13 protein-coding genes are annotated in these 24,119 nt (G+C 62.4%); 3 read left to right on the top strand and 10 right to left on the bottom strand.

Annotated features, from left to right (window positions below):
- Window positions 1-165: 165 nt before the first annotated feature.
- The 3 genes from NMI01S_RS07070 to NMI01S_RS07060 are packed head-to-tail and all read left to right on the top strand — an operon-like array spanning window position 166 to window position 6,295.
- The gene (locus NMI01S_RS07070) at window positions 166-1,911 is read left to right on the top strand and encodes a type I restriction-modification system subunit M (protein ID WP_062995547.1); all 1,746 of its coding nucleotides are present in this window, start codon (window positions 166-168) and stop codon (window positions 1,909-1,911) included.
- Entirely contained in the window at window positions 1,908-3,164 is a 1,257-nt protein-coding gene (locus NMI01S_RS07065; protein WP_084512605.1) for a restriction endonuclease subunit S, read from the top strand. Before NMI01S_RS07070 ends, NMI01S_RS07065 begins: the two co-directional genes overlap by 4 nt.
- Window positions 3,165-3,169: 5 nt before the next feature.
- Window positions 3,170-6,295 (top strand): type I restriction endonuclease subunit R, encoded by a 3,126-nt coding sequence (locus NMI01S_RS07060; RefSeq protein WP_062995192.1) that lies wholly within the window; start codon window positions 3,170-3,172, stop codon window positions 6,293-6,295.
- A gap of 738 nt (window positions 6,296-7,033) precedes the next feature.
- Here the strand turns inward: NMI01S_RS07060 and NMI01S_RS36235 are convergent.
- The 10 genes from NMI01S_RS36235 to NMI01S_RS07000 all read right to left on the bottom strand — a co-directional run bounded on the left by NMI01S_RS36235 (window position 7,034) and on the right by NMI01S_RS07000 (window position 24,087).
- Window positions 7,034-8,911, bottom strand: a complete 1,878-nt coding sequence (locus tag NMI01S_RS36235) for an AAA family ATPase (RefSeq protein WP_281186675.1) — start codon at window positions 8,909-8,911, stop codon at window positions 7,034-7,036.
- Complete coding sequence (mobF, locus tag NMI01S_RS36230; protein ID WP_062995190.1) at window positions 8,799-11,135, bottom strand: MobF family relaxase; 2,337 nt, start codon at window positions 11,133-11,135, stop codon at window positions 8,799-8,801. The genes NMI01S_RS36235 and mobF overlap by 113 nt, the downstream gene beginning before the upstream one ends.
- A 908-nt stretch (window positions 11,136-12,043) precedes the next feature.
- On the bottom strand, window positions 12,044-12,184 hold the full coding sequence (locus NMI01S_RS34715) for an IS3 family transposase (protein ID WP_245716751.1): 141 nt from the start codon (window positions 12,182-12,184) through the stop codon (window positions 12,044-12,046).
- Window positions 12,175-12,900: an IS3 family transposase gene (locus tag NMI01S_RS07040; protein ID WP_245716786.1), complete on the bottom strand. Its 726-nt coding sequence runs from the start codon at window positions 12,898-12,900 to the stop codon at window positions 12,175-12,177. The genes NMI01S_RS34715 and NMI01S_RS07040 overlap by 10 nt, the downstream gene beginning before the upstream one ends.
- Window positions 12,900-13,331: a transposase gene (locus NMI01S_RS07035; protein ID WP_245716750.1), complete on the bottom strand. Its 432-nt coding sequence runs from the start codon at window positions 13,329-13,331 to the stop codon at window positions 12,900-12,902. The genes NMI01S_RS07040 and NMI01S_RS07035 overlap by 1 nt, the downstream gene beginning before the upstream one ends.
- 196 nt (window positions 13,332-13,527) lie before the next feature.
- Complete coding sequence (locus tag NMI01S_RS34710) at window positions 13,528-14,556, bottom strand: hypothetical protein (RefSeq protein WP_157126069.1); 1,029 nt, start codon at window positions 14,554-14,556, stop codon at window positions 13,528-13,530.
- A gap of 884 nt (window positions 14,557-15,440) precedes the next feature.
- Entirely contained in the window at window positions 15,441-16,274 is an 834-nt protein-coding gene (locus tag NMI01S_RS07025; RefSeq protein WP_157126068.1) for a phospholipase D-like domain-containing protein, read from the bottom strand.
- Window positions 16,271-18,091 (bottom strand): hypothetical protein, encoded by a 1,821-nt coding sequence (locus NMI01S_RS34705; protein ID WP_157126067.1) that lies wholly within the window; start codon window positions 18,089-18,091, stop codon window positions 16,271-16,273. The genes NMI01S_RS07025 and NMI01S_RS34705 overlap by 4 nt, the downstream gene beginning before the upstream one ends.
- Before the next feature lie 13 nt (window positions 18,092-18,104).
- Entirely contained in the window at window positions 18,105-21,560 is a 3,456-nt protein-coding gene (locus NMI01S_RS07010; protein WP_084512597.1) for a DEAD/DEAH box helicase family protein, read from the bottom strand.
- 148 nt (window positions 21,561-21,708) lie between these two features.
- Window positions 21,709-24,087 carry a DISARM anti-phage system protein DrmE domain-containing protein gene (locus NMI01S_RS07000; RefSeq protein ID WP_157126066.1) on the bottom strand — a complete coding sequence of 793 codons (2,379 nt, stop codon included), beginning with the start codon at window positions 24,085-24,087 and terminating at the stop codon, window positions 21,709-21,711.
- Between the last annotated feature and the right edge of the window lie 32 nt (window positions 24,088-24,119).

Raw genomic sequence — 24,119 nt, 5'->3', positions numbered from 1 at the left:
CGTCGACCGCCGCCCTCGTCTGGCGGCTTGCTGGTCCGCAGGATACCGCGGTGCGACATGATGTTCTTGTGGCCGACCCTGTGGGCTGCGCTGTCTCCGCTCGGTGGCACGCGCGCCTACTCGCCGGCCCAACCGTTGCCGTCGAGTGAGAACGTAAGGAGCCACGTGAGCGCCCTCGGTAGTTTCATCTGGTCGATCGCCGACCAACTTCGGGGTCCTTACCGCCCCAACCAGTACGGCAACGTCATCCTCCCGCTCACCATCCTGCGCCGCCTCGACTGCATCCTCGAACCCGACCGGGACACCGTCCGCGAGCTAGCCGCGAGATTCGACAACCCGAATCGGCTCAAGGTCGAGGTCAAGAAGGCCACCGGCCGGCCGTTCTACAACACCTCCAACTACTCCTTCGACAACCTCCTCCAGGACGCCGACGGGCTGGCGGACAACCTAGTCGACTACATCGACCGGTTCTCCGCCGACGTCGATGTGTTCGAGTACTTCGACTTCAAGAAGGAGATCCTCGCCCTCGAGAAGGCCGAGCTCCTGCGCGAGGTGCTCACCTCGTTCAAAGGCGTTGACCTGCACCCGGATACGGTCTCCAACGCCGACATGGGCGACGCGTTTGAGTACATCATCCGCAAGTTCAACGAGGCCGCGAACGAGACCTCCGGAGATCACTACACGCCGCGCGACGCGATCCGGCTGCTGGTCGACCTGCTCTTCGCCGAGAAGGACGTCGACCTGACCGAGGACAACATCGTTCGCACTCTCTACGACCCGACAGCCGGCACCGGCGGCATGCTCGCGCTCGCAGAGGAGCACCTGCTGGCGCAGAACCCCGATGCGAAGTTGACGTTGTTCGGGCAGGAATACAACCCGCAGTCCTACGCGATCTGCAAGTCCGACCTGCTGGCCAAGGGCCACGATGCGACGCACATCGCCTTCGGGAACACGTTGACCGAGGACGCTTTCCGGGGCCGTAAGTTCGACTTCTGTATGTCCAACCCGCCCTACGGTGTGGACTGGAAGCAGTACGCCAAGGCGGTCACCAGGGAACGTGACGCGGCCGGCCCCTACGGCCGGTTCGCACCTGGCCTGCCGGCGACCTCGGACGGGCAGATGCTGTTCTTGCTGCACTTGGCCCACAAGATGCGGGCGCCCGAGGACGGCGGGGGCCGGGTCGGCATAGTTATGAACGGGTCGCCGCTGTTCAGTGGCGCCGCGGAGTCTGGGCCGTCGAATATCCGAAGGTGGTTACTCGAGAATGACCTGGTCGAGGCGATCGTGGCGCTGCCGACCAACATGTTCTTCAACACCGGGATCGCGACATACATCTGGATTCTGGACAACACCAAGCATCCCGAGCGGAGGGGTTTGATCCAGCTAATCGACGGATCGTCGTTCTGGACCAAGATGCGCAAGAACCTTGGCGCCAAGAACCGTGAACTCAGCTCGGCGGATCGCGCAAGGATACTGAAGTTGTACGACGCCTTCACCGCCGCAGATCCCGACTACAGCAAAGTGCTGGATAACAACGAGTTCGGCTACTGGGCTGTCACCATCGAGCGCCCGCTGCTGACCGAAGGTGGCAAGCCGTCGGTTGATCGTATGGGCAACCCGAAGCCGGACCCCAGGAAGCGCGACATCGAGAACATCCCATTCAACTACGGCGGTTCGACCGAGGGGCCTGAGGGCAAGCTGGAAGTGATTCAGCGGTATTTCGACGCTGAGGTGAAGCCACACACCCCGGACGCGTGGATCGCTTGGTCCAAGATCAAGACCGGGTACGAGATCCCGTTCACTCGGCACTTCTACAAGTACGTGCCACCTCGTCCCCTTGCGGAAATTGATGCTGATCTGGAGAGGCAGATCGCTAAGATCCTCGTGCTCCTGCGTGAGGTAGAGCAGTGAAGGGTCCACTTTGGGACAGTTTGCCCGAGGGGTGGTCAGCGTGTCAGGTCAAGAACGCTGCAGCGGTAACTCTTGGAAAGATGCTGCAGAGCAAGGACTCCGGTAACGACGTATTCGCCCCGTACTTGCGGGCCGCCAACGTGCAGCCTGACGGTGTGTTGGCTCTCGACGATGTGAATGAGATGTGGTTCCGCGAGTCGGAATTGACACAGTTGAGTATCCGGGCGGGGGACGTTGTCGTCGTCGAGGGCGGTCAGGGCGGCTTTGGTCGCGCGGCGTACGTGGGTGAGGATCTGCCGGGCTGGGGATTCCAGAACTCGATCAATCGACTCCGACCGTTGGACGGCTTCGATGGACGGTTCCTCACGTTCTATCTGATTGCGTTACGAGCCAGCGGTTTCATGCGGGCGTACTCCAATGTCGTCTCGATGCCGCACCTCACCGCAGAGAAACTGGCGAGGTTGCCGTTGCCTCTTCCCCCTGTCGAGGTACAGCACTCCATCGCCGACTACCTGGACCGCGAGACTGACAGCATCGACACCCTGATAGAGGCGCAGCAGCGCCTGGTCGAGATGCTCCGCGAGCGTCGCCATGCGGCTGTCGAGGAAACGGTTGCCGTTGTCGGTGTCGATGGTACTCGCCTGAAGCACATCATCCGATCGGTGCGGCAGGGATGGAGTCCACAATGCTGCTCGTGGCCGGCGGATGGCATCGAGACATGGGCCGTGCTGAAGGCGGGTGCAGCAAACGGTGGTCAGTTTCGCCCACTAGAGAACAAGGAACTGCCCGACGACGCGACTCCGCGCCCCGAGATCGTCGTACGTCGCGGCGATCTGCTGGTATCGCGTGCAAACACCCGTGAACTGGTCGGGAGTGCGGCCGTGGTTGACGGCGACTATCCGAGGCTCATGCTCTCCGACAAGCTTTATGCGTTATCGCTTGATGAGAACCAAGCGGATCCGCGATTCGTGGCTGCAGTGCTTGGGAGCCGACGGTGGCGTGATCTGATCGAGTTGGAGGCCACTGGCGCGAGCTACTCGATGCTCAATATCAGCCAGGCCGATATCGTGAACCTTCCGATGCAGCTGCCCTCGCTGGAGGAGCAGCGTCGACGTATTGCCTTCTTGGACAACGAGTCTGCCAGAATCGAAGCTCTCATCGCCGAGACCGAAGGCTGTATCGAACTCGCGCGCGAACGCCGGTCAGCCCTGATCACAGCTGCAGTAACGGGTCAGATAGATACACGGAAGTAGGCGCTATGGTCGACCACCACGAGGTCGTCTTCGAATCTGAAATCTGCGCTCATCTCAACGCTCACGGGTGGCTGTACTCGGCAAACGACACCAGCTACGACCGGGAACGGGCACTGTTACCAGATGACCTGTTCGCCTGGCTGCGGGCCACCCAGCAGCTGGCGTTCGAAAAAGCTTTGAAGGCAGCAGGCTCGGAGACGAAGTTCCTCGACGTGTTGACCACCGCGCTCGACAAGCCCCTTGAACACGGCGGCGGAACACTGAACGTCCTGCGCAATGGAGTGCAGTACATCGGGGGCGGCCGGTTGAAGATGGCGCAGTTCCGGCCTGACACCAGCCTGAACGCGACCACCGTCGAGCAGTACGCCGCAATGCGGGTGCGGGTGATGCGGCAGGTGCATTTCTCCACTGCCGACAAGCGCAGCATCGACCTGGTCTTTTTCATCAACGGGCTGCCTGTAGCGACCGTAGAGCTGAAGACCGACTTCACCCAGTCTTTGGACGCGGCGATCGACCAGTACCGCAAGCAGCGCAACCCGATCACCAACGGCCGCCCGGAACCGTTGCTGTCGTTCGGGCATCGGGCACTGGTCCATTTCGCTGTGTCGAACGACCTGGCCGCGATGACCACGAAGCTCGAGGGCGAGAAGACTTCGTTCCTGCCGTTCAACATTGGCCACGACGGCGGCGCCGGCAATCCACCTGCCGCGGACGGGAAGTCGGCGACGGCGTATCTGTGGGAGCGGGTCTGGGCGAAAGACGCCTGGCTCAACATTATCGGCCGGCTAATGATCGTCGACACCAAGGACGAATGGGACGTCGCGACCGGCACGTCGATGCGGCGCACCAGCATGCTGTTCCCGCGGTTCCACCAGTGGGAAGCTGTGACGAACATCGTCGCCGCCGTCACCGAGGAAGGCGTGGGTCAGCGATATCTGATCGAGCATTCGGCGGGGTCGGGGAAGACGAACACCATCGCCTGGACCGCGCACCGGCTCGCCCGGCTGCACGTCGACGATACGAAGGTGTTCGACTCGGTGATCGTGGTCGTGGACCGTACAGTGCTCGATGGACAGTTGCAGGAGGCGGTCCGGCAGATCGACGGGTCCGGGAAGATCGTGACGACGATCAGCCCGGAAGACGTCCGCAAGGCCGGCGCGCAGTCGAAGTCCAGCCTGTTGGCGACGGCGTTGAAGAACAGCGACCTGATCATCGCGGTGACGGTGCAGACGTTTCCGTTCGCGCTCGACGAGATCCGCGCCGACACCTCGCTGCAGGGCCGGCGGTTCGCGGTGATCGCCGACGAGGCGCATTCGTCGCAGTCCGGGCAGATCTCATCGAAACTGAGGGCAGTACTGACCGCAGAACAGGTCAATGAGATCGAGGACGGCGGCGAGATCGATGTGGAGGCGATCCTCGCTGCGGAGATGACCGAACGGGCTGAGTCGCAGAACATCTCCTACTTCGCGTTCACCGCGACCCCGAAGAACAAGACCCTGGAACTGTTTGGCCGCAAGGGTCCCGACGGGAAACCGGTCGAGTTCCACCTGTACTCGATGCGCCAAGCGATCGAGGAGGGCTACATACTCGACGTGCTGCGCGGCTACCAGACTTACGACACCGCGTTGAAGATCGCCGAGAACGCCAAGAACGGCGGCGACGAGGTCGACGAGGCCACAGCCCGTAAGGGGATGATGCGGTGGGTGTCGCTGCACCCGACCAACATCGGGTCGAAAGTGCGGATCATCGTTGAGCACTTCCACGCCAATGTCGCTCACCTACTGGAGGGCCGGGCGAAGGCGATGGTGGTGACTGACTCCCGCAAGGCGGCGGTGAAGTACAAGAAGGCGATCGACGCCTACATCGCCAAACGCGCAACCATGGACAACTCCTACACCTACCGCACCCTGGTCGCGTTCTCCGGCTCGGTGACGATGGCCGACGACGAGGAATGGTTGGCCGAGTGGGGTCCTCGGGCGGGTAGGGATGACGAGTTCACCGAGGCCAACATGAACCCCGGCGCCGGCACGGATCTGGCTGCGGCATTCAAGGGCACCTCGTACTCGATCATGCTGGTGGCCAACAAGTTCCAGACCGGCTTCGACCAGCCGCTGCTGACAGCGATGTATATCGACAAGAAACTGTCCGGGGTGACAGCGGTGCAGACGTTGTCGCGACTGAACCGCACCCACCGCACTGCGGGCGGGGAGCGGAAACGTAAGACGTTCGTCATCGACTTCGCCAACAAGGCCGACGACATCCGAAAATCGTTCGAGCCCTACTTCACCAACGCCACCCTCGAAACCGAAACCGACCCGTACGTGGTCGTTCACCTGGTCGACAAGCTTGCCCAGGCCGGGATCTACACCACCGCAGAGGTGCAGGATGTCGCGGCGATGTGGGTGGGCCGCAAGGGCAACAGTGCGTTGTCCGCCGGAATCAGCCCGGCCAAGAACGAGTTCGGGCGCCGGTACGCGGCGGCGAAAGAGGCAGACGACACGCTCACGCTCAACACTCTCGACCTGTTCCGCAAGGACGTCTCCACCTACGTGCGGCTCTACGACTTCATGAGCCAGATCGTCAACTACGCCGACCCGTACATGGAGATGCTGTCGATCTTCCTGCGACTGCTGGAGAAGGTCATCGCCGAATCTTCGTGGGCCGCACCGGTCGACCTGTCGGATGTGGTGCTGGTCGGGGTCAGGCACACCAAGGCCTCCGCGGTGGACATCTCGCTGACCGGTGAGGGTCAGCTAAAGGGCATCAGTGCCGCTGGCTCTGGCACGAAGAAGGAGCCGAAATATGTTGCGCTGCAGGTCGTCATCGACCGGATGAACGACCTGTTCGGTGCTGAGTCGTTTACCGCGTCGCAGGTGCGTGAGTTCGTGCAGGGACTGGTGGAGCGGTTGCTGGCGTATCCGGACCTGGTGAAGCAGACGAGAGTGAACTCCAAGAAGCAGTTCATGGAGTCACAGGACTTCCAGGCGGCGGTCAGCGAGGCGGTGATCGACAACCAGGACGCCCACAACACGATGGCGGACTACTTCTTCAGCGACGGGCCCGGAATCAACGGGGTGATCATGGCGCTCGCGGATGCGTTCTACGAGGCGGCCACCGATCAGCTGTCATAAGGGTGAAGCAGGCATGATCCTGGCACAGCCAGGTTTGTGACTGAGGTTCCTCCGCTTAGCCGGAAAGCGAATGATCGGGTTCCGGCTGGAACCCATTGATGGGTAACCGGCTTCGAACTGACCCGGTGATCGCCAGCTTAGTTTCTTCTGGATGCGCGGGGTGTTTACCAGCCGTCGACTTAGGCGAACAGTGCGTTCTCGGCCTCTTCGTGGGTCCGCCACGCGTGGGAAACCACCGCGACTTCGGAGTTGGTCCTTTTTGCCTGTACGGGCATCGACCGCGATGACTGCGTGCGTTCGGGGTTTGCCGTCCGGTGAACGCGGCAGACAGACGAGGGCAGCTCTTTTGCGTGCGGGCGGAAGATGTTTTGCTTTCGTGATTGATCAGGCCGGCGCCGCATCGTGTCGTCGGTTCTGCGGCGGTCATGGCGGCTGAACTACGTGCGCTTATCGGGCGCGCTCGAAACGCTCGGGCCGATCTGTTGGTCGGGCCGCTGGCAGCTGCGGCGTCGATCGGCTTGCATGGGTTTGCGTGTTCGACCGAGACAGCGTGATGGTCGAGATGATGAGTGCGGAGCTTACGGTAACGCGCTTTCCGAAATCGCTTCCTAAGACGACGCTTTCAGAGCGATGCACGACATTGCGACACACCGGTCTGCGGCAGTCAGCGTCTTCGCTCGTATCGCTGCCGAGGACGAAGAGAATCAGCGGGGTGTCGCCGATTGACGACGTAGGGCTCTAGAGACCGAGATCGTAGCCAGCGTCGGTGTCCGGTCCCGCGTGGTCGAGAAGCTCTGGCTCGAAACCATCGAGTTCGACGCCCTCTGGTTGGGCGATATCGATAGCGTCTTGGGTCGCTTGAGCCTGTGGTGACGGTTCGGTGGTCGTTTCTGCGTGGGTTTCGTTGCTCGGCGCGGCGGGTGGCTCGGTGAGGTCGAGCCGGTGCCAGAGGGCGGCGGCGGGCATGTCGTCGGGGAGTGGGCGTTGGTTGGCCGCGGTGGTGAGGAGGGTTTCGATGTCGTGGCCGGCATTGGCGGCGGTGTCGAGGTGTTGGGCGAGGACCGGCCACCAGGGGTCGGTGGTGAGTCGGATGTCGATGCGTTTGGCGAGTGGCGCCCAGGTGTGGGTGGCGGTGTGCAGGTCGCCAAGGGTATCGATGATGCGGGTGTCGAGATGCTGTTGGTGGTGGCGTTCGACTGCCGGGTAGCGGCGGGGTCCGGTGGGACGGAGGTCGGTGTCGGGGACGTGGTGGGCGGCTCGCCATATCGCGAGTTGTGCTGTGAGGTCGCGGTTTTCGAGCAACGGGTGCGCCCATTTGGGTGCCGTCGCGGGGGTCCATGCCGGGGTATCGGCGTGAATCTGATGGATCAGTGTGGTGATGATGCGGGCCCGGGCGTGAAGCTGTTGGGTTGCCTCGTCGTCGGGGAGTTCGGCGGGGATCGCGCTGGTCCAGGGCAGTGGCCCGGTGCTGGTGGAGTGGGTTCCGGTGGTGTCGAGACGCCAGTCGAGGACGGCGGCCGGGTCATGTGCGGTGTCGAGCTCTCGCGCGTTTGCGACTTGTCGGAGTGCGCGGATCGGGTCGTGTCCGGTGATGGCGAGGGTGGCGAGATGTTGGCGCAGGACGGGGTAGGCGGGGGCGTCGGCGAGGCCGGGCAACAGCTGTTCTGCGGCCTGATCGAGTCGGTCCAGGACTTCTTCGCCGAGGGTATTTTCGACGGCCAGGCCGATCGCGTCGTGATAGGTGTCGATGGCCCGGCCGAGTCGTTTGTGCGGGTTGAGGGTGTCGCGGAGGTCGGCGTGGGCGCTGGTGTGGGTGGCGTCGCGGGCGAGGATGCGATGTAGGACTTCGGTGCTGGTGCGGGGAAGCACGGCGGGTTCGGCCCAGTCGGAGTGTTCGTTGGCGTCGATGGTGGTGGGGATGTAGGCGTGGTTGGCGTGGATGCCGCGGGTCATGGCGACGTAGAACTGGTTGCGTGATTCGTTGCCGGTGAGTGCGGTGTGGCAGGTGTCGACGGTGATGCCTTGGGTGGAGTCGATGGTCATCGCGTAGCCGAGGCGGACGTGTTCGGCGACGTAGTCGGCGGGTAGCACGGTGGTGGCGCCGGATTGGCGGCCGGTGCGTAGGTGGGTGGCAGTGAGGCTGCCGTCGGGGTTGACGGTGTCGATGGTCCATCGGTATCCGTTGCGGACCCAGTCGCTGTCGCCGAGACGCAGGCGCGGGTTGTTGCGTCGGGTGCAGATGACATCTCCGGCCGATGCGTACTGCCCGTCGGCGACAACGACTTCCGGACCGCGTGGTGCAAGGGTGCGGGTGAGGCGGTCGGTGCGGGCGCGGGTGTTGAGTTCGGTGACGAGGTCGTGGGTGGGGGCGAGCATGAGGGTGTCTCGTCCGGTGTGGTGGTCGGCGAACCATGCCATGTAGGTCTTGTCCGTGATGGCGGCCGGGGTGCCGGAGTGGATGCGCTGGTGGTCGAGGTAATAGCCGAGACCGGCGGGGTCGCCGTCACGGAGGGCGAGGCTTGCCGCTGCTTCGTGGGGGTCGGCGAAGCGGACGACGTCGCTCATGGTGACCGTGTGGGTGGCGGTGAGGTCGGTGGCGGTGCCGCCGGGGTCGATGGAGGGCAGTTGTGCGGGTGTCGCCGAGGCAGCGAATGGCGGCGTCGCGGTGGGTGAGGAATTCGAACAGACGCAGCCGTTTGTCGTCGCCGAGTTTGACGTGCTCGTCGACGACGACCAGTGTGCGCGCGTCGACTTGGTGCAGCCATGCCGGTAGGTGTGGCGGGTAGGTGGAGTCGGTGATCGGCTGTCGGGTGGCTGTGTGTTGGTCGAGAATGTGCAGGAGGCGGTCGACGGTTTCGACTCGGATACCGGTGGTTTCAGCGAGCACCGCGGCCGCGGCGGCGGTGGGGGCGAGGCCGAGAACGGTGCCGCCGGAGGCGTGCCAGGCGTGGACGAGCACGCGCATGGCAGTGGTCTTTCCGGTGCCGGCGGGCGCGTTCGCGACCGCGATCCGTAAGGGCGAGCATGCGAATTCGGTGACGACCGCGACTTGTCCGGGGTTCAAAGGCTTGCCGAAGTTGGCGGGATCGGTGTTGTAGGAGTCGAGCGCCGAGGCGACCACATCGGCGGGGAGAGTGCGTGCGCCGGGTTGTACCGAGAGGTCGACGAGGCGTTGTTCGGTGCCGAGCCGGCGCGCGGAAGTGTAGGTCTGAGTGCCAGGAACGGTGTAGACACTGGTCCCGTCGCGACGCTGAAAGCCCGTCCGCGGATGCTGGAGAACAGCTTCGGCGGTGACGTCCGGATCGCCGCGGGCGAGCGATCTTGTTGGCGAGAGTGCTTCGCGGACTACGGTGTCCACCACGTTCGGCCACTGGGTCGGGTGGCGGTGGCCGCGGGTTCGGCGTTCGGCTTCCGCGCGAATGTGGTGGTGTTGCCACACCGAACGTTGCCCGGAAACGACGGCGACAACCTCGTCGGCCGTGCGAGAAATCCACGCCCCATCGACTGTCGGGCGAGAGTGTTCGCTGCGATTGAGCGCCGAAGTGACAGTGGCTTCGACTGCCTTCGGCCCGCCCAGCAGTGCCGCGGCTTCGCTGTGCCAGTCGTGGCGTTGTTCGGCGTAGGAGCGGGAGAGATGTTTGGCGGGGCGAGTTTCCAGGGTGGCGCGCTCGGCGAGAGCGAACAGTTCTTTCGGTGTCGGTTCGCGCCCGAGCTGTTGTTGGAACGACACCGCGAGCGAATCGAGCCGGTGGGTGATGGCGGCGTCGCGGCGTGACCAGTGGCGGATCAATTCGGCTGGTATGCCGGTGATTTCGCGGATGGGTCGTTTGGTGGGTGTGGGTGCGGGGCGTTCGGTGAATTGGATGCCGAGGCTGATTTCGAGGTGGTGTTCGAGGCGAGTGTTGTAGATCTCGCTGACCACGACGAGGTTGCGATAGAAGTGGGTCGCATCCAGGGTCCGCCATTTCCCGTCGAGGGTGCATACCCGGTTGGCGATGAGCATATGGGTATGCAGATCGGGGTCACCGGAGCGTGATTCGCGGTGGGTGAACCGTGCGGCGATGAGGCCTTCGACGTCGACTTGCCGCACACCGCGAGTGCCCAAACGGGTGTAGGTGGCGTTGTTTTCCAGCCAGGCGATGGCGTCGTCGACGGCGGCGTTGTGGGCGGCGTGGATGGCGTCGGCGATGGGTTTGGGGGCGATGGCCCACAGTGCGGAGACGCTTTTGACGGGGGAGAAGGTGATGTCGAACCCGGCCACCGCTGCCGATTGGGGCCGCGAGATGCGTGCGACAAACCCGGAGAGTTCGCGATCGTCGAGCGGTGCGCGGTCGTAGTTTTCGACGAACATGGCAGTGGCGATCTCAGTCCGGATCCGAGCGCGAATGTCTTCATCGATCGCGGCGTTTGCGTCGAGACCCCGGGAGAGGTTGTGCTCTCTGTATGCCTGGGCGCATCGGATGCGGAAGGTGTTGTCGCCGTGGCGTGCCGGGAAGGCCTTCCCGAGTCGGCTGACCTGTTTGGCCGCGTGGACCGCTTCTTTGGGTTTGGCGCCTTTCGCGATCGCTTCGGTGACGATCTCGTATTCGATGGCGGTCGCGTTGGGGTGTCGGCCGAGGCCGAACAACGAACGCATTTGGTCCTCGGTGACCTGTTTGCCGGCTGAAATACCGAGGGCGGCAAGGCCGGTGCCGTGCCAGGTGCCTGGGGCTTCGCCGCGGGTGGAGTAGTAGTTGGCCAGGCTGGAATTGCCCAGGTCGGTGGCATCGGCGGCGGCTACCTGGCGTTGGTAGTACAGGTAGCTGGTGCCGGCGAGGATCTTGTGCAGCGTCGCTGTCACGTATCCATCAGACACCCAACAGTATTCGGATCGCGAGGGCCGGAAGGGAGGTAGTTTGTATCAATTCTCGCCGTTTCGCCACGTCGTAAGGAAATTCTCAGCCGGAGTGCAGGAGGTCTGCATGTGGTGAGTGGATATGGGGTGAGGGATTAGGGGAGTAGGGCTGTGGGGGTTATGTGTATGAGTGGAATGTGGGTGTGTGAATGTGTGCGGTGTGATGATGTGGTGAGTTGGTGATGGGGAGAGTGATGGTGGGGGTTGCGGGGGCGATTGCCATGGGGCTCTCGCTTTGATATCGATCCCGGATCGCCGGCTCAAAGCGTCCTGTGCTCAACCTCAGAGCGACGTACCGGTCTGGATCGGTCCTTGCTCGTTCTGGCGTTGCTGCGCCCCCTCATGCCCAGATTGGAGATCCTCATGTCCAAGTCCAGCCCTATGGACCGCGAGGCTGCCGACCGTATCAGCGCGGCAGCCGACCGAACGCGATCCCACTTCCGACACTACGCAGTCAGGGTTCTGACCAAACGCGCAGACGCGGCTGCCGGCCGCAACAAACATGATGATTAAGACGACGATTACGAGTAATAACCATCGGCTTTCACGAGGAACGTTGACGATCGAAACGAGATCCGGTTGTCCGAAGTCGAGGTGAATGCGCGCGCTGTGAGGACTTGAGCCCCCAACCCGCGTTACGGGTTCGGGGTTTTCCCGCGTTCATGGTCAATCACCGGTAGTCCTTGCATCATCTGTTGACCAGCGAACCGTACGCGTTCGAACGCAACCCCCAGCTGATGGAGCAATGATCAAAACCGGTGGATGAAGGTGTCGGCTGCCAGGAGGCTGGTAGGCGATGACCTGACCCCGTGATTTCGGTCCGGGTGATCTGGCCCCCGGTTGTCGGTCCGGACTTACGAGAGTTGAGGGCTTGGTTGGATGTCGAACCACAGCGTCTCATACTCGCTGGGGCTGAGGTGGCCGAGGTAGGAGTGCCGGCGTTCGGTGTTGTAGAAGTTGTCGATCCAGTCGGCCATCGCGAGCGTCAATTCCAAAGTCGTCGGCCACTTTCTGGTATTGAGTAGTTCAGTCTGCATGCGCCCCCAAACGATTCCATCGCTGCATTATCGAAACAATCGCCGACTGTTCCGAAGGACGGCAGGAGACGGTGCCGTCGCAGGTTCTCACCGAACGACCACGACGTAAATTGCGTTCCGTGATCGGCATGTAGTATCAGGCCGCTGTTGGTGGTGCGTTCTGCCATCGCCATGTTGACCGCGTTGTTCACCAGGACGGTGTCGGCAATGGTGGAGAATGCTCGCCCGACGATCTTCTTGCTGAAGCAGTCCAAAATGGCGCAGCAATAGACTTTTCCGTCTCTCGCAGGGTGTTCGGTGATGTCGGTGCACCACAACTGGTTGGGGCGAGCAGCGGTGAAGGACCGGTTCACCAGATCCGCGGGAGTGCTCACCCCGAGCATCGGGTGACCGCGACGCTTGCGTCTGGGCAGGCCGAACAGCCCGTGCTCAGCCATGATCGAGGCGACCAACTTGTGGTTGACGATCATCTCGCACTCGGCCAGCAACGCGGCCTTGATCCGGCGTTTGCCGTAGGTGCCCCGCGACTGGGCATGAATCCGGGATATCTCGTCCGCGACCACGATCCTGCGAATCGTTCTGGTGGACAACGGCTGCCGCCGCTGCCGGAGAAATGTGGATCTATGGACACCGGCAATACGGCAGGCGGACCGCCCTGAATGTCCGAGTGCGATCAGCCCTTCGACGACCGCGATCCGTCTTTTGGGGACACCACCGCCTGCGCATCGAACAATTCGCAGGCGTCGCGGGTGAGTTTCAATTCGACCTCCAACGCAGCGATCCGTTTCTTCGCCGAGGCCAATTCATCCGCTTCCACGCTCGGGACGCCTTCTCGGACACCCACATCGATGAGGACCTGCGCCTTCCAACGGAACAAGGTAGCGGGCGAGATCCCTGTCTCGGCCGCGATCTCGGCGACGGGCTCGCCGGCTCGCAGGCGAGCGCACACCTGTCGACGCATAGCCGGCGGAAAGGATTTCGGCATCGTGACCTCCTGCGGGTCAGTCTGCCTCAACTCTCGCAACCACGGCCTCCTCAGCGGGGACCAGATCAGCTGGACCGAATCGTGGGGTCCCGTCAGCGACACGAAGGTACCCCCGGTCATCCACAGGTTTTGATCATTGCTCACTATCCAGACCTAGGCCAAACTCGCCGACACTCCCGCCGCCGAACTCGCGACCATCCATATCGCCTGAGCATCAACGGATTTCACGGAATCTGCGCCAGAGCCACTATGTGAGCGAAAACCGGCTCAACCTGGGGATTTCCGTGAACGCCGACAGTTCGCGGGGGTCGCTTTTTCACGTTGTGGCCTTGCCCCTTGTTACAAATGGGTGTGTGACAACGGTGCGCTGCAGATTCTCGCGCCATTGCCCCACGAGGCTGCCGATCTGCAGAGCGATCTTTCCCACCGTGCGGCAGAAATCGTCCTCCTCTGTTCGTATCTGCGGACCGAGGGCGGCGAACTTTTCCAAGGGGCGATCGGACGCGACCACGAGGTCAAGTATCAGGTCGAGATTGCAGGCGCGGCGGTTCACCTTCGCGTGGTCGACATCGTTCTCGGCGTGGACGACCTGGAAGCCGATTGCCGTGAACCCGGCAGCTTGTAGTGCGCTGAAGAGCGCCACCCACGCTGCTGGGTCGCGGTTCGCGTAGGAAAGAACGAGGTGACCATCGGGTTTCAAGGCCCTTCGCATTTCGCGGAAAGCTTGGGTAAGAGTGATCTCGTAGGTGTCTGTATCGATGGTGTCTGCGGATACGACTGCCTCGCCATTGACCCGCGAGGCGTCCAAACCAGCCCATGCTCGGAAGATTTCAGACAGTTCACCATACTTCACATCATCGTGATACGGCGGATCTGTGCACACCAGGTCGATTGAGTTGCTCGCGGCAAGGAGCCTTGTACTCGACCCAACGACAACTCTGACATCAATGGTGCGGGATCCGTTGGAACGCCGCTGTCCAGCGGGTAGCGGCCCGACCACAGAGGGAGTACGTCCGAGGCGTTCTGCATACCAGTTGCCTGCTTTTGCGAGATGGGCCAACCGGCGTCCGACAGTACCTCGCCCAGACTGCGGAGCACCCCACACATTCGGTTCTGCGGACAGGGTAGTGACGTTGTAGCGATGATTGGCCATTGCCTCGTACGCCTTGAGATAGCGGGCGTCCCACCGGGACAGGTAGCCAGCCATTTCGACCGAACCGAGTACTGCCGCATGAAGTGCGGAAGCGACAGCTTCGTCCCCAGCGGCGGCGGCGTCGATTGTGTCGACGAGTGCGTTGACTACCGCATGCTGGCGGCGTGGCATGACGTGGTCCCAACGTGTCATGCCGTAACGGCGGAGCACAGTGGTCTCAGTGCCGCCCTTTGCAATTGATGGGAGGCAGGGCTGGAGCGGCCACGAAGTGTCTGCGGCCGCGACGAGTTCATGCTTGCTCGGAGGTCCGAACTCGCGGCGGCCGGAGGCGGTGCGCTCGACAAGGACCGGCATCCAGCGCATTTCTCCAGCCTCCCAAATTCGGCCTGAGTATCCGCATTGGCAATGGAACCTACGGCCCGTGGTGTACCTCGCGCCCGGGTCGATGGCCCGCTTGCAGGTCCGGCACCGGGTGCACCGGTCTGCCGGGCCGAACTGGAGGTGACCGGACGGACATGCAAGCCAGCCGACCCTCCCGCCCAGGTCGACGCGTTCAATGAGACTTACGATTCCTGATGGAAAGAGCCGTACGGCATAGTCGCACTTCGGGCAGGCAACCACCGCGACTCTGAGAGTATGCGCCACTATCGCCGGCCCCCCGTCCTCGAATGATGTGGAATATGCGGTCTTGAGAAGATGCGCTACCGCTGCCCGGAGCCGACTGGCCGCTGGCTCCAGTCGATCGGCTGCAGGGAGTGAGAGCATCGTAGTGAGGTTTTGGGCAGCCCACGGATTGATATCTTGGGCATAGACGCGGTGACCGCGCATCAAGGCGGCCAAGGCGATGACACCGCCACCTGTGAACGGATCGGCGACGACGAGTCGACCTGGTTGGTCGATATTGGCGGCGTCGATGAGTGCTCCGGTCACGGCCTCGGTGCGCCGGGCCCACCATCGGTAGGTTGTGAGGGGCGGTAGCACATTCTGCCGAGACCGGGCTTCGGCACGGGCCCTGGTGTTGACGTCGGCCACGTCGAGGTGGCGGAGCACACTGCGCCGAGCATCGGTTGAAGCCATTACCGATTTCTACTATGCCGGACGTCAGTTGTCTGAACAGTCGGGTGGGCAGGCGGTGTATTCGTGAAATGGCCGGCCGCTTCGAGCTCACCGAGGAACTTGACGAACCGCTCCGCTTGACCTGCAGTCAACTCGACGCCTGCCTCGATATGACCACGGAGTCCCCAAGATGTCAGATTTGCGCTGCCGAGGTAGCCCATCCGGCGGTCGGCGATCACGAACTTGGCATGCAACATGGTGCGTGAGGGGCCGGTGAACCAGCGTAGAGAAACCGGCCCTGTGCGGGCGAGACGATTGAGGTGGCGGTACAGCGTTGCTTCGTGAAGCTCCTCGATGGGACTGTTCGCGTAGATTAGCGCGGCGACGGCGCGGACCTCCAGTGCCGGAATCAGTACCTCATCGAGACGTTCGAAGCCGCCGTGGTTCCAGAAGGCGCCTCCCAGATGCAGGGTGCTGGTCGCACGGCGAATGACGTCGAGTACCAGGCTGTCAAGGCGTTCAGCATCGCCTATCGACACAGTCTCCGCTGGCGCGGAGAGTACGAGCCGCTGCTCATTCGGCGACTCCAAATCGGGCAGCGTACTGGCTGCCAGCACCTCGCTGACGATCACCAGTTCGGCTGCCCGGTAGGGCACGGGGAAGCCGTTGGCGGTAACCACCCCGGTGCGGACCAGTTCGTGGCGCACGGTGTACCCGATGTCGCCGGTATCCCTCGGGAGTGCCTGTAATCCGCTGTCGAGTATCCGAGCCGCGAGACGAGTGGCATCCCCGCGGCTGCCAACCAAACTGGCGAGCAATTCGGCAAGGGGCACCAGGTCGACAATCCCGGTCATCGCGCCGCAGCTCGTTGCCGCGTCCACAACCAGAAGCGGCGCAGTAACTTACGGTCGAGTTCGGCGTTCCATACTCTGCATCCGTACGACATGTACAGGCAACGGTCGCAGGCGGCATGGGGTCGTAAAGTCGACGTCTGCGAGCACAACGGATCATTATCACAGTGGTCGATCCCATCGGCGGCTCGCTCGAGCCACGGTCCGATACGGCGGCGTTGCACAGTGTCGAATGCTCCGAGAGTGAAGTCGGCATACGACACTACGTAGATGGCCGAAGTCAGTGCATTGGGGACGATCCATTCGGCGAGGCTCGACTCGCCGAAGCCAGCTTGGCCGTCATCCAGCGCACGTAGCAACGCATGCGAAGCGGAGTGCACCAGGCGGCGGATAACGCGGGCGCTACCGTCTTCACTATCGCGGTCGGCCAGGATCTCGGCGATTTTCAGCTTCGCGTCACGCAGTGTGGCCGGACTCGTGCCTGCCCACAGGCCGGCGTGCTGCAAGAAGCCGAGCATCGCTTGCGCGTCGAAGGTGATTAGCAATGCCTCTGTGTTCGCAGGTACGGCGAAGATCGGGGTCTTGTTGCCGTACTGACGTAACGCTGCGTAAGTCCGCAGATGTGCCTGACCGGGCTCTCGGGAAGCTCGGCTAAATCCGTAGCTGGCGGTCACGATCGGGAAGCTCTGAGTGACGGAGATGTCCTGGATGCCGAGCCCTCTGATTGCCTTGGAAACCGCGGATGCTGTCGCGACCGCCACTGTTCCGGAGGCGTCCGCCACGACATCGGCGAAGCTCCGGCGGTCGGTGATGATGTTGCGGTCGAACAGCCCCGCACGCTCTACCATCGACCGTTCACCGGCCATCGCTATCACGTCGGTGTTGACACCGGCCACGATTGCGGGTGTTCCGATATCGGCCGGTGCCTGCAGCACGCGGATAGCATCGATGGTGCGCTCATCGACACCATTTTGCCGCAGTTTGGCCTCGGTCTCGGCCCATTGCTCCGCCGACATGCGCGGGCCGGTGGCGGGCTGGTCCAGCTCGGCGAGGGATGCGGCTAGGTTTTCCTGGTCTCCTAGCCAGGAGGCCAGTGCGACGACCCCGCGGCTGCTATTGCGTTGAAGATTGTCGTATGTCTGGTTCGAGGAGATGTTGAGGATGGTGAGGCCATGGGGATACCAAAGACGTTGATCGCGCGCCGTGTAGCCCTGCCGGTAAGGCTGTTTGTTTCCGTCGGCGTATTGGCCACAGTCGCATGGGGTAAAGCGGGTGTTCCGGGTACTACCGCAAGTGTGGCACCGCCACGATGAGGCCCGGAATGAACCGAGATCCTCCAGGTATATATTCGCCGGGCTGTTGCAAGTCGCGCAGGTTGGCGAATGGAGAGGCTCCATGGTTCCGCAATTATGGGCTGTGAGGTATCGGAGCTGTCGCATCTTCGAGTGGCAGTGCCGACACCGGAGTCGACCGGTCTCTTTGGTATCGGCAATGAGTTTGTCCTGGCGCCACCAGCGCCGGACTCGACCGCATGCGGAGTTCACGCATTCGAAGGTGAGCGGGAAGACGTCCCAGACCACCTCTTCGGGTCTGATAAAAACGAATTCGTCACGATTCGTCTGTGGGTTCGGAAGACCTATCTGGTCGCGATGCCAACGGCTGATTTCGCCTGTCAACTCGTCCAGCAAGACCGTCTGGTTGATTTCACCGCTTACCCGGCGTCCGTCGATGCGTTGGACACGCGCATAGAAGCCGTCATCGTGAGCAAAAACTGCACCGGGTAGGTAACGGTAAAGAACCTGGGTGGTCGAGCGCTTCATCGTCGGATCCTCATCAGGCGGTTATGCGGGAAATGACCTGTTGGGCCTGGTTGCCTCCGCGGAATTCGGCTGGCTGTTCCACATCACGGAGGCTGGTCATGGCGGGCCCGGTGAACAGCTCGGTGAGCCATTCAGACTGCCACTGGTGGACACGTGGAAGTTCGATCTCGCGCCAGCGGCGCTGGGCGTCGTCTACGAGCCGTTGCTCGTCCGCATGCATGACGACGTCCGGGACCGGGCAGCGATAGGCTTTTGCAATACGCTCGGAAATGTGAGGTAGGAGGTCCGCAGCTCTGGCGTTCCACCATTCACGAAACCGGTTTGTCTTGCCGATATTTTCTATTGTCCCCCAGCTGGGATCTCGGGTCTCGTCCCACAACAGAGCGCAGACGATGCCCGGTAGGGTCCGCTCGATTGCCCGGCTCGCGAACCGGTTGACAGGAACCGGTTCGACCATCCGTTCCAGGGCTGCGTGGGTGGTGAGGAAGCTCTGATACATCGATGTCTCGCGACGGTTGTTCCGGTCGAAGATATCGATAACGAGCCCCACATGCTGTCGGCCGGCTCTAGCGGTTGCCTGGATGTAATGAGCGTAGGTGGGCGGCATCCCGGCGAGGATCTCGAAGTTCAACCGGTCGAGGTCCACACCATGGGACACGACAGAGGTGCCCACGATGCCGCGGATACGCTCTGCTCGACTTGCAGCTGGATCGGATGCCTCGATCTCTGCGATGATCGCGGCGAGCTCGCCCAATGATGACTCGCCGGTGAGGTACTCGGACCGCACTCGATCAGCACCGGAGCTGATAAGGCGTTCCGACAAACGGTTGAGGTCGTCGATGATGTTTGCCCCGTGCGCTTTGGAGTTTACGTAGGCGAGCGCGAGCTCGTATGTGAACAGCATCGATCTCGCATCGGCAGTGGTAAGCGTTATTCCAGCGTCGGCCATCACGGTGAGCAGCGGAGCTGGGTCGTCCGTGAGACGGTGGATGTGTTCGACAAGGCGGACAGTCACCTCGCCAGCGAGATCGACTTTGATGGTGCCACCGCCCGAGGGCAAAACCCCGAGATAGATACGGCGAACATTATTAGTCACCGTCGTATAGAAGGAACGGTCCAGAGTGCCTCCACCGGTGGGGAACATACGGGGTCGGCGGCCGTATACTTGGGAAAGCTGGTCCTCGAACTGCTCGATGGTGGCGGTGGCGGCGATCACCTTGGAGGGTTCGTTCTTTGCACCACGCGCGAGCTCAGCCAGCAAGGTGTGGTAGTGCGCGGCAAATACTCCGAGTTCTTCTCGGACGAGATGTAGCTCGTCTTGGATCCACAAAGCCGGTGTTGGATCCTTGAAACCGGTTGGCGCCGTGTGCGTCGACGGTGAGGTCGAACAGTTCTCGGCAATACATTTCTGGTGTGTGTACCAGCCGTGCTGTGGGCACCGCGCGCGAGGGCCGTGGTTGATAGCGGTCAACTGGCCATTGCGGGAGAATGCACACACCTTGTCGACGGTCGAAACGATGACCGAAGACTGGTAGCGGGTGGTCTCATCGTCACTAGCGTGGACCGACAGCACATGCTTGCAGGCACGGCATACGTGTAATAGGCGCTGATCAGTAAGGTCGCAGTCCAGTCCGACGCTGTTGTCGCTCCCGCAGGCGGGACAAGCGCCCACGAGTCGTTTCTTGTCCCGCTCCGGCTGGGACTTTCTCGCAAAGTCCGCCAGACCGGGCCACCAACCGTGGATGTCGGGGTACGCCAAGCGATTCGGGGTATTGCCCGCACCGACGAAGTAGCCGAGTGTGAACGGGTCTCCAGGGAGGTTCTGTGCAGTACGTACGATTTCCGCGTGATGCAGTATCGCATTGACGCGGGAAAGTTGTTGTACCGACAACATTCGCAGCGGGAACAGCAACCATGCGCTGGTACCTCGTTCTTTGCCGCGAAAGCGGTCATAGAACAGAGCAATGACGATCAGGCCGAGATATGCCTCGGTCTTGCCGCCACCCGTGGGAAACCAGAGGACGTCAACCGCGTCGAGCTCCTTACGTAGGCGCGGGTCGGCAGGTTTTTCGCGGCCGACCAGGGCCGCGAGTTCGGACACTATAAAGACCAGCTGGAATAGTCGCCATCGCGCGGTCGAGCCGCGGGCCGCTGCGAACGAATCGTTGGCTAGCTCGAAGGCGCGGGCAAGGTGGGGGTCGGTACGTAAAAGGTCCAATCCGAGCTCGAAACGTTCGACTTCGGCCTCGAACTGCGTTTGGAGGACTTGAATCTGATGCTGCTCGTCGATGGTCTGAGCCGCGCTGAAGTCCCAGCCGCGGTGGAAGCTTCGCATCTCCGTGCTCAGCGAACGCAACGCGGCAGCCCAATTGCCGACGAGATTCCCGAACGAAATGTCCGTCGGGTCAGCTGAACTGGTTTGGTGCTGGGTGTGGATCGGGAGAGTGTCGGCAATCAGCACATTCGGCTTGTCTCCCGCCCGAGCGACGCAACCACGGCCCCGGCCGACAACTGTTGCGCGGGAGGCGTAGCGGCAGTCATCGTTGGCAAACCCGAGTCGACGAGGTCGCAACTCGGGCGCGTCGACGGTGACCGAGAGGGTGGTGTCGTAGATGGCCAAGTCTTGCAACCCGCGTGCCTCGATCGCCAATGCGTTGGTAATCGAGACCGATACCGCAGTGTCACCGTCCACGGTGGGCATTGTCGAGACGGTCACGCGGGGTATCGGAGCGATTGGCGTCCAGCGTGGATCACGGCGCGAGTCGACTGCCTGACGGAATGCCGTCTCAGTGCCCATGACCGCGGCCACCGGCAGGGTCTGGTTTTTCGTCAGCTTCCGAAGCGCGGCATTACCGGCGTAGTGGTTGGTCACCGCAGTCTGTGCATCGGCTGCCAAGGGACAGCCCCCAGGTAGTTCGCTGCTGATGCGTGTGTACTCGTCCCCGGTCACGGGGATGGACATGGACAGGCTGACGCGACGTTGATCGCGGTACCAGGTCGGGTTGAGCGTGACCGTGGGGCGGTGACGGGAGTTGTTCGGAGCCGAAGCGGTCAACCGCGCAGCTTCCTCTGACAAGTCGGTGAAGGCCGGTAAGAGTTGCTGGTAAATGGCGTAGCCGACATCGATGGTGAGATCGACGGTGACCGGAGTTCCCTTCACCACGAAATCCAACCCGATCACTCCGCGGTTTTCGACCGGGGGCGTGGTGGCTGGAGACTTGGCGCCGCCACCTCCGTCGACGTTGAGATTGGCCAAAGGTGCGATCGTGGCGCTGAGTACTCCGATGCGTACTCGCTGCTCAGGTGACCAGGGGAAAGGGTGCTCGCCACCGGACCGGTCGGTCAGCGCGTCCACCAGTTCCGCAAGGACATGATGGACGAGGATCTCCTCGGCCCGATTCTGCCGATCTCGGTCGATGCCAGCAGGCGGGATCGAGGTACCGGTGTCGTGCGGAGTGACTACGGTCATGTTGTCCTCGAAGAGTATGTGGTTGAACCCCAGTCGACATCTCTGTCAGCGACCGAACCCCCGTGAGTTGAGAAAGGCTGTCTTCGGTTGTGCGCCAAGGGGTTCGGCACAGAGAGTTTACGCTTTTGCGCCGCTGGCCAGCGGCGGTTCACTGGATCCGCCCTGATAGGCCGCCGGGTACGTCCGTGGGCCTGCCCACACGGATGACCGTGACGACGAGGAACTCGTCCAAGAGCTCATCGGCCCCGTCACCAATGAGGCGGCGGAGCTTTCTCACGGCATCATCGGCGCGGCCCGAGGCCAGTGCTTTTACGAAATAGCCAAGCGAGCGGTGCAGGGTGCGGAGCCGTCCGGCAACGAGGTGTAGCAGCCACTGGTCAGGAGCGGTTTGCTGTGCGGCTCGAAACACAGCAACGATATCCGCGGGTACCCGAGGTGCGATGGTGCGGCCGCTAGCCCACATAGCCAGCTCGCCTGGTGCTTGCGCGCCCGCATCGCGAACCGCCGCTATTGCCGCCTGCTGTGTGGAATGCATTTCCAATACTGTGCGGGCGGCCCGGCGGAATTGCCCGAGTATTGCGTCGAACGAAGCGACATCGTCGTTGGTGTGGCTGAGTGCTACCAGACGAGCGTGAAGCGAATCCGTGCCGTCACCGGCTGGAACGATAATCGCATCGCCCGGTCGGACGTCACGCACAGGCAGGTAGCGCTGGTCGTCGGTAACCACTAGCACGGGCGTGGCCAAGTCGCCGAACTGGTCCGTCTCGTTACGCACCCACCAGGTTCGTCCGTTGTCCAGCAATATTGGTACACAGTTGGTGGTGGTAGCGGGACTGCGCCCGTCGCCAGGTGCCGCGCCGACGAGCGATGGAGAGTCGATTGCACTACTGGCGCTGTCGAGCACATCGAGGATCGATAGTTGAGGTAGATGCAGTTCGGGTGGGGGGTCGGGCGGCGTGCTGTCGATTCCAGTGGCCGATTGTGGGCCGACGACAGGGGGTGGCTCGGGTACACCGAGCGCCCGGAATGTGTTAAGTCGCCATGCATTGGTGATGTCGTTCCAACGACCCAACTGGTGACGCAGGGCAGCGTCTTCGACAGCGTATGCAAGAAGCCATGTTTCGTGGGCTTCACCACTGAAGAGCAGTGAGAAATGCCACGGTGGAGGCTTTCCGGTAAGAATCTGGATATCGGCGTGCCCGGGCGGATAGCGCTTGGCGAACGTGTCGACCTCGACCTTCGCGCCGACACGCGCCCACAGTGCGACCTGCGCGTTGGTCCGATTCTTGCTGCTGAGCGATTGGGTCGTGGCCACGGCCGCTGCCTTACTGTGACATCGGATCAGGATCCGGTCACAGCCGACCCGCTCGGCGCGAGCGAGTAGCTCCCAGAGGGGGCCGAGCTTCGGATTTGTCTCTTCGAGATGCCGCCACAACGTTTCCACAGCGACCTTGAGTTCGCCCCACCGTGCGACCCCCCACGCGTGCCATGGCCCGGGGCCCGTGAATGTCAGTCCGTTGAGCACGCCTAGCAGGGTGCTGGGGCCCTCGCCGGGGCGGACCGCCAGGGCACAGGCGCTGCGGTAGTCGTGCACCGCGGCTGCCAGGCGGGTACCCGAATGGAGCAGCTCGGTCGGGTAATTGAGCGCTGGCGGCATGGGCCCGTTGGGCCGAGTCGCCAAACAGGCGAAAGCACGGGCGATCGCAGCGTTAATCTCGGTGTCGCCGGCACGGTAGATGCTGAGTGGTGGCTGCTTCTCGTGCCACAACATCCACATACTCGACAGCGGACTGGGTTCGGGCTTCTGCCTATTGAGTTCATAGACCAGCGTATTTACCTCCGCATCGGTAACCGGGAGAACTAGCGGTGCGGACCCGGTCGCGGTCACGGCTTTCACGAGGGACTCGTCGCCGATATCGCCGACAACAACTGTCAAAACAGCTGAGTGGTTCGATGCCCACGTGAGCAACCGCGCTCGGCTGTCCGCGTTGGTGATCGAAGCTGCATCGAGAATGACGAGCGGTGGGTTACATTGCGGCAGTACAGGATTGCCGACCCGAGTATTGAAATAAACGAGGGAGCTGTCTGCCGGGCGGAGCGTATTGCCGACCACTGGAGCGAGTTTTCCAAGACCGGTAAGCCGCTGAGCCGATAGCGGATTGTCTCGGTCCAGCGCCATATTTCGGTAATTGCGTATCCTGAGTTGCTGCAGCTGCGCGGTCAAGTCGACATCGAGTGCGGCAAGCACAACCGGCCCGGCAACCAATGGTTGCTGCAACCGCAGCAAGTGCATACAGACTGCGAGCGTCAGCGCGATCCTGTGGTGGGCACGCGGTAGTTGCACGACCGCCACGCTGCGGGGCATCCGGTCGATCAGATGACGACTGAACGCAACCAGCAACTGGTCGACCGGGGATACAGGTACAGCGATCCCGCTGTCGACAAAGGTGCTGAATGCAAGGCCATCCAATCCGGGATCCGTTGTCCCGGGCAGCAATACGCTGATCAGGGATGCATCTTCGGTCATCCGGGAGCCTTTCATGCCGAGAGAAAATCAGT

The sequence above is a fragment of the Nocardia mikamii NBRC 108933 genome, from assembly GCF_001613505.1.
GTDB classification, from domain to species: Bacteria; Actinomycetota; Actinomycetes; order Mycobacteriales; family Mycobacteriaceae; genus Nocardia; species Nocardia mikamii.
Note: the sequence above shows the minus strand (reverse complement) of the source record. Positions and strands in the feature narration are given on the sequence as shown.

Bases quoted from the DNA above. Each gene is read 5' to 3' on its own strand.
- NMI01S_RS07060 (WP_062995192.1), top strand. From the start codon at position 3,170: ATGGTCGACCACCACGAGGTCGTCTTCGAATCTGAAATCTGCGCTCAT.
- NMI01S_RS07035 (WP_245716750.1), bottom strand. From the start codon at position 13,331: ATGACCGGGGGTACCTTCGTGTCGCTGACGGGACCCCACGATTCGGTC.
- NMI01S_RS34710 (WP_157126069.1), bottom strand. From the start codon at position 14,556: ATGACACGTTGGGACCACGTCATGCCACGCCGCCAGCATGCGGTAGTC.
- NMI01S_RS07025 (WP_157126068.1), bottom strand. From the start codon at position 16,274: ATGACCGGGATTGTCGACCTGGTGCCCCTTGCCGAATTGCTCGCCAGT.
- NMI01S_RS34705 (WP_157126067.1), bottom strand. From the start codon at position 18,091: ATGAAGCGCTCGACCACCCAGGTTCTTTACCGTTACCTACCCGGTGCA.
- NMI01S_RS07010 (WP_084512597.1), bottom strand. From the start codon at position 21,560: ATGACCGTAGTCACTCCGCACGACACCGGTACCTCGATCCCGCCTGCT.
- NMI01S_RS07000 (WP_157126066.1), bottom strand. From the start codon at position 24,087: ATGACCGAAGATGCATCCCTGATCAGCGTATTGCTGCCCGGGACAACG.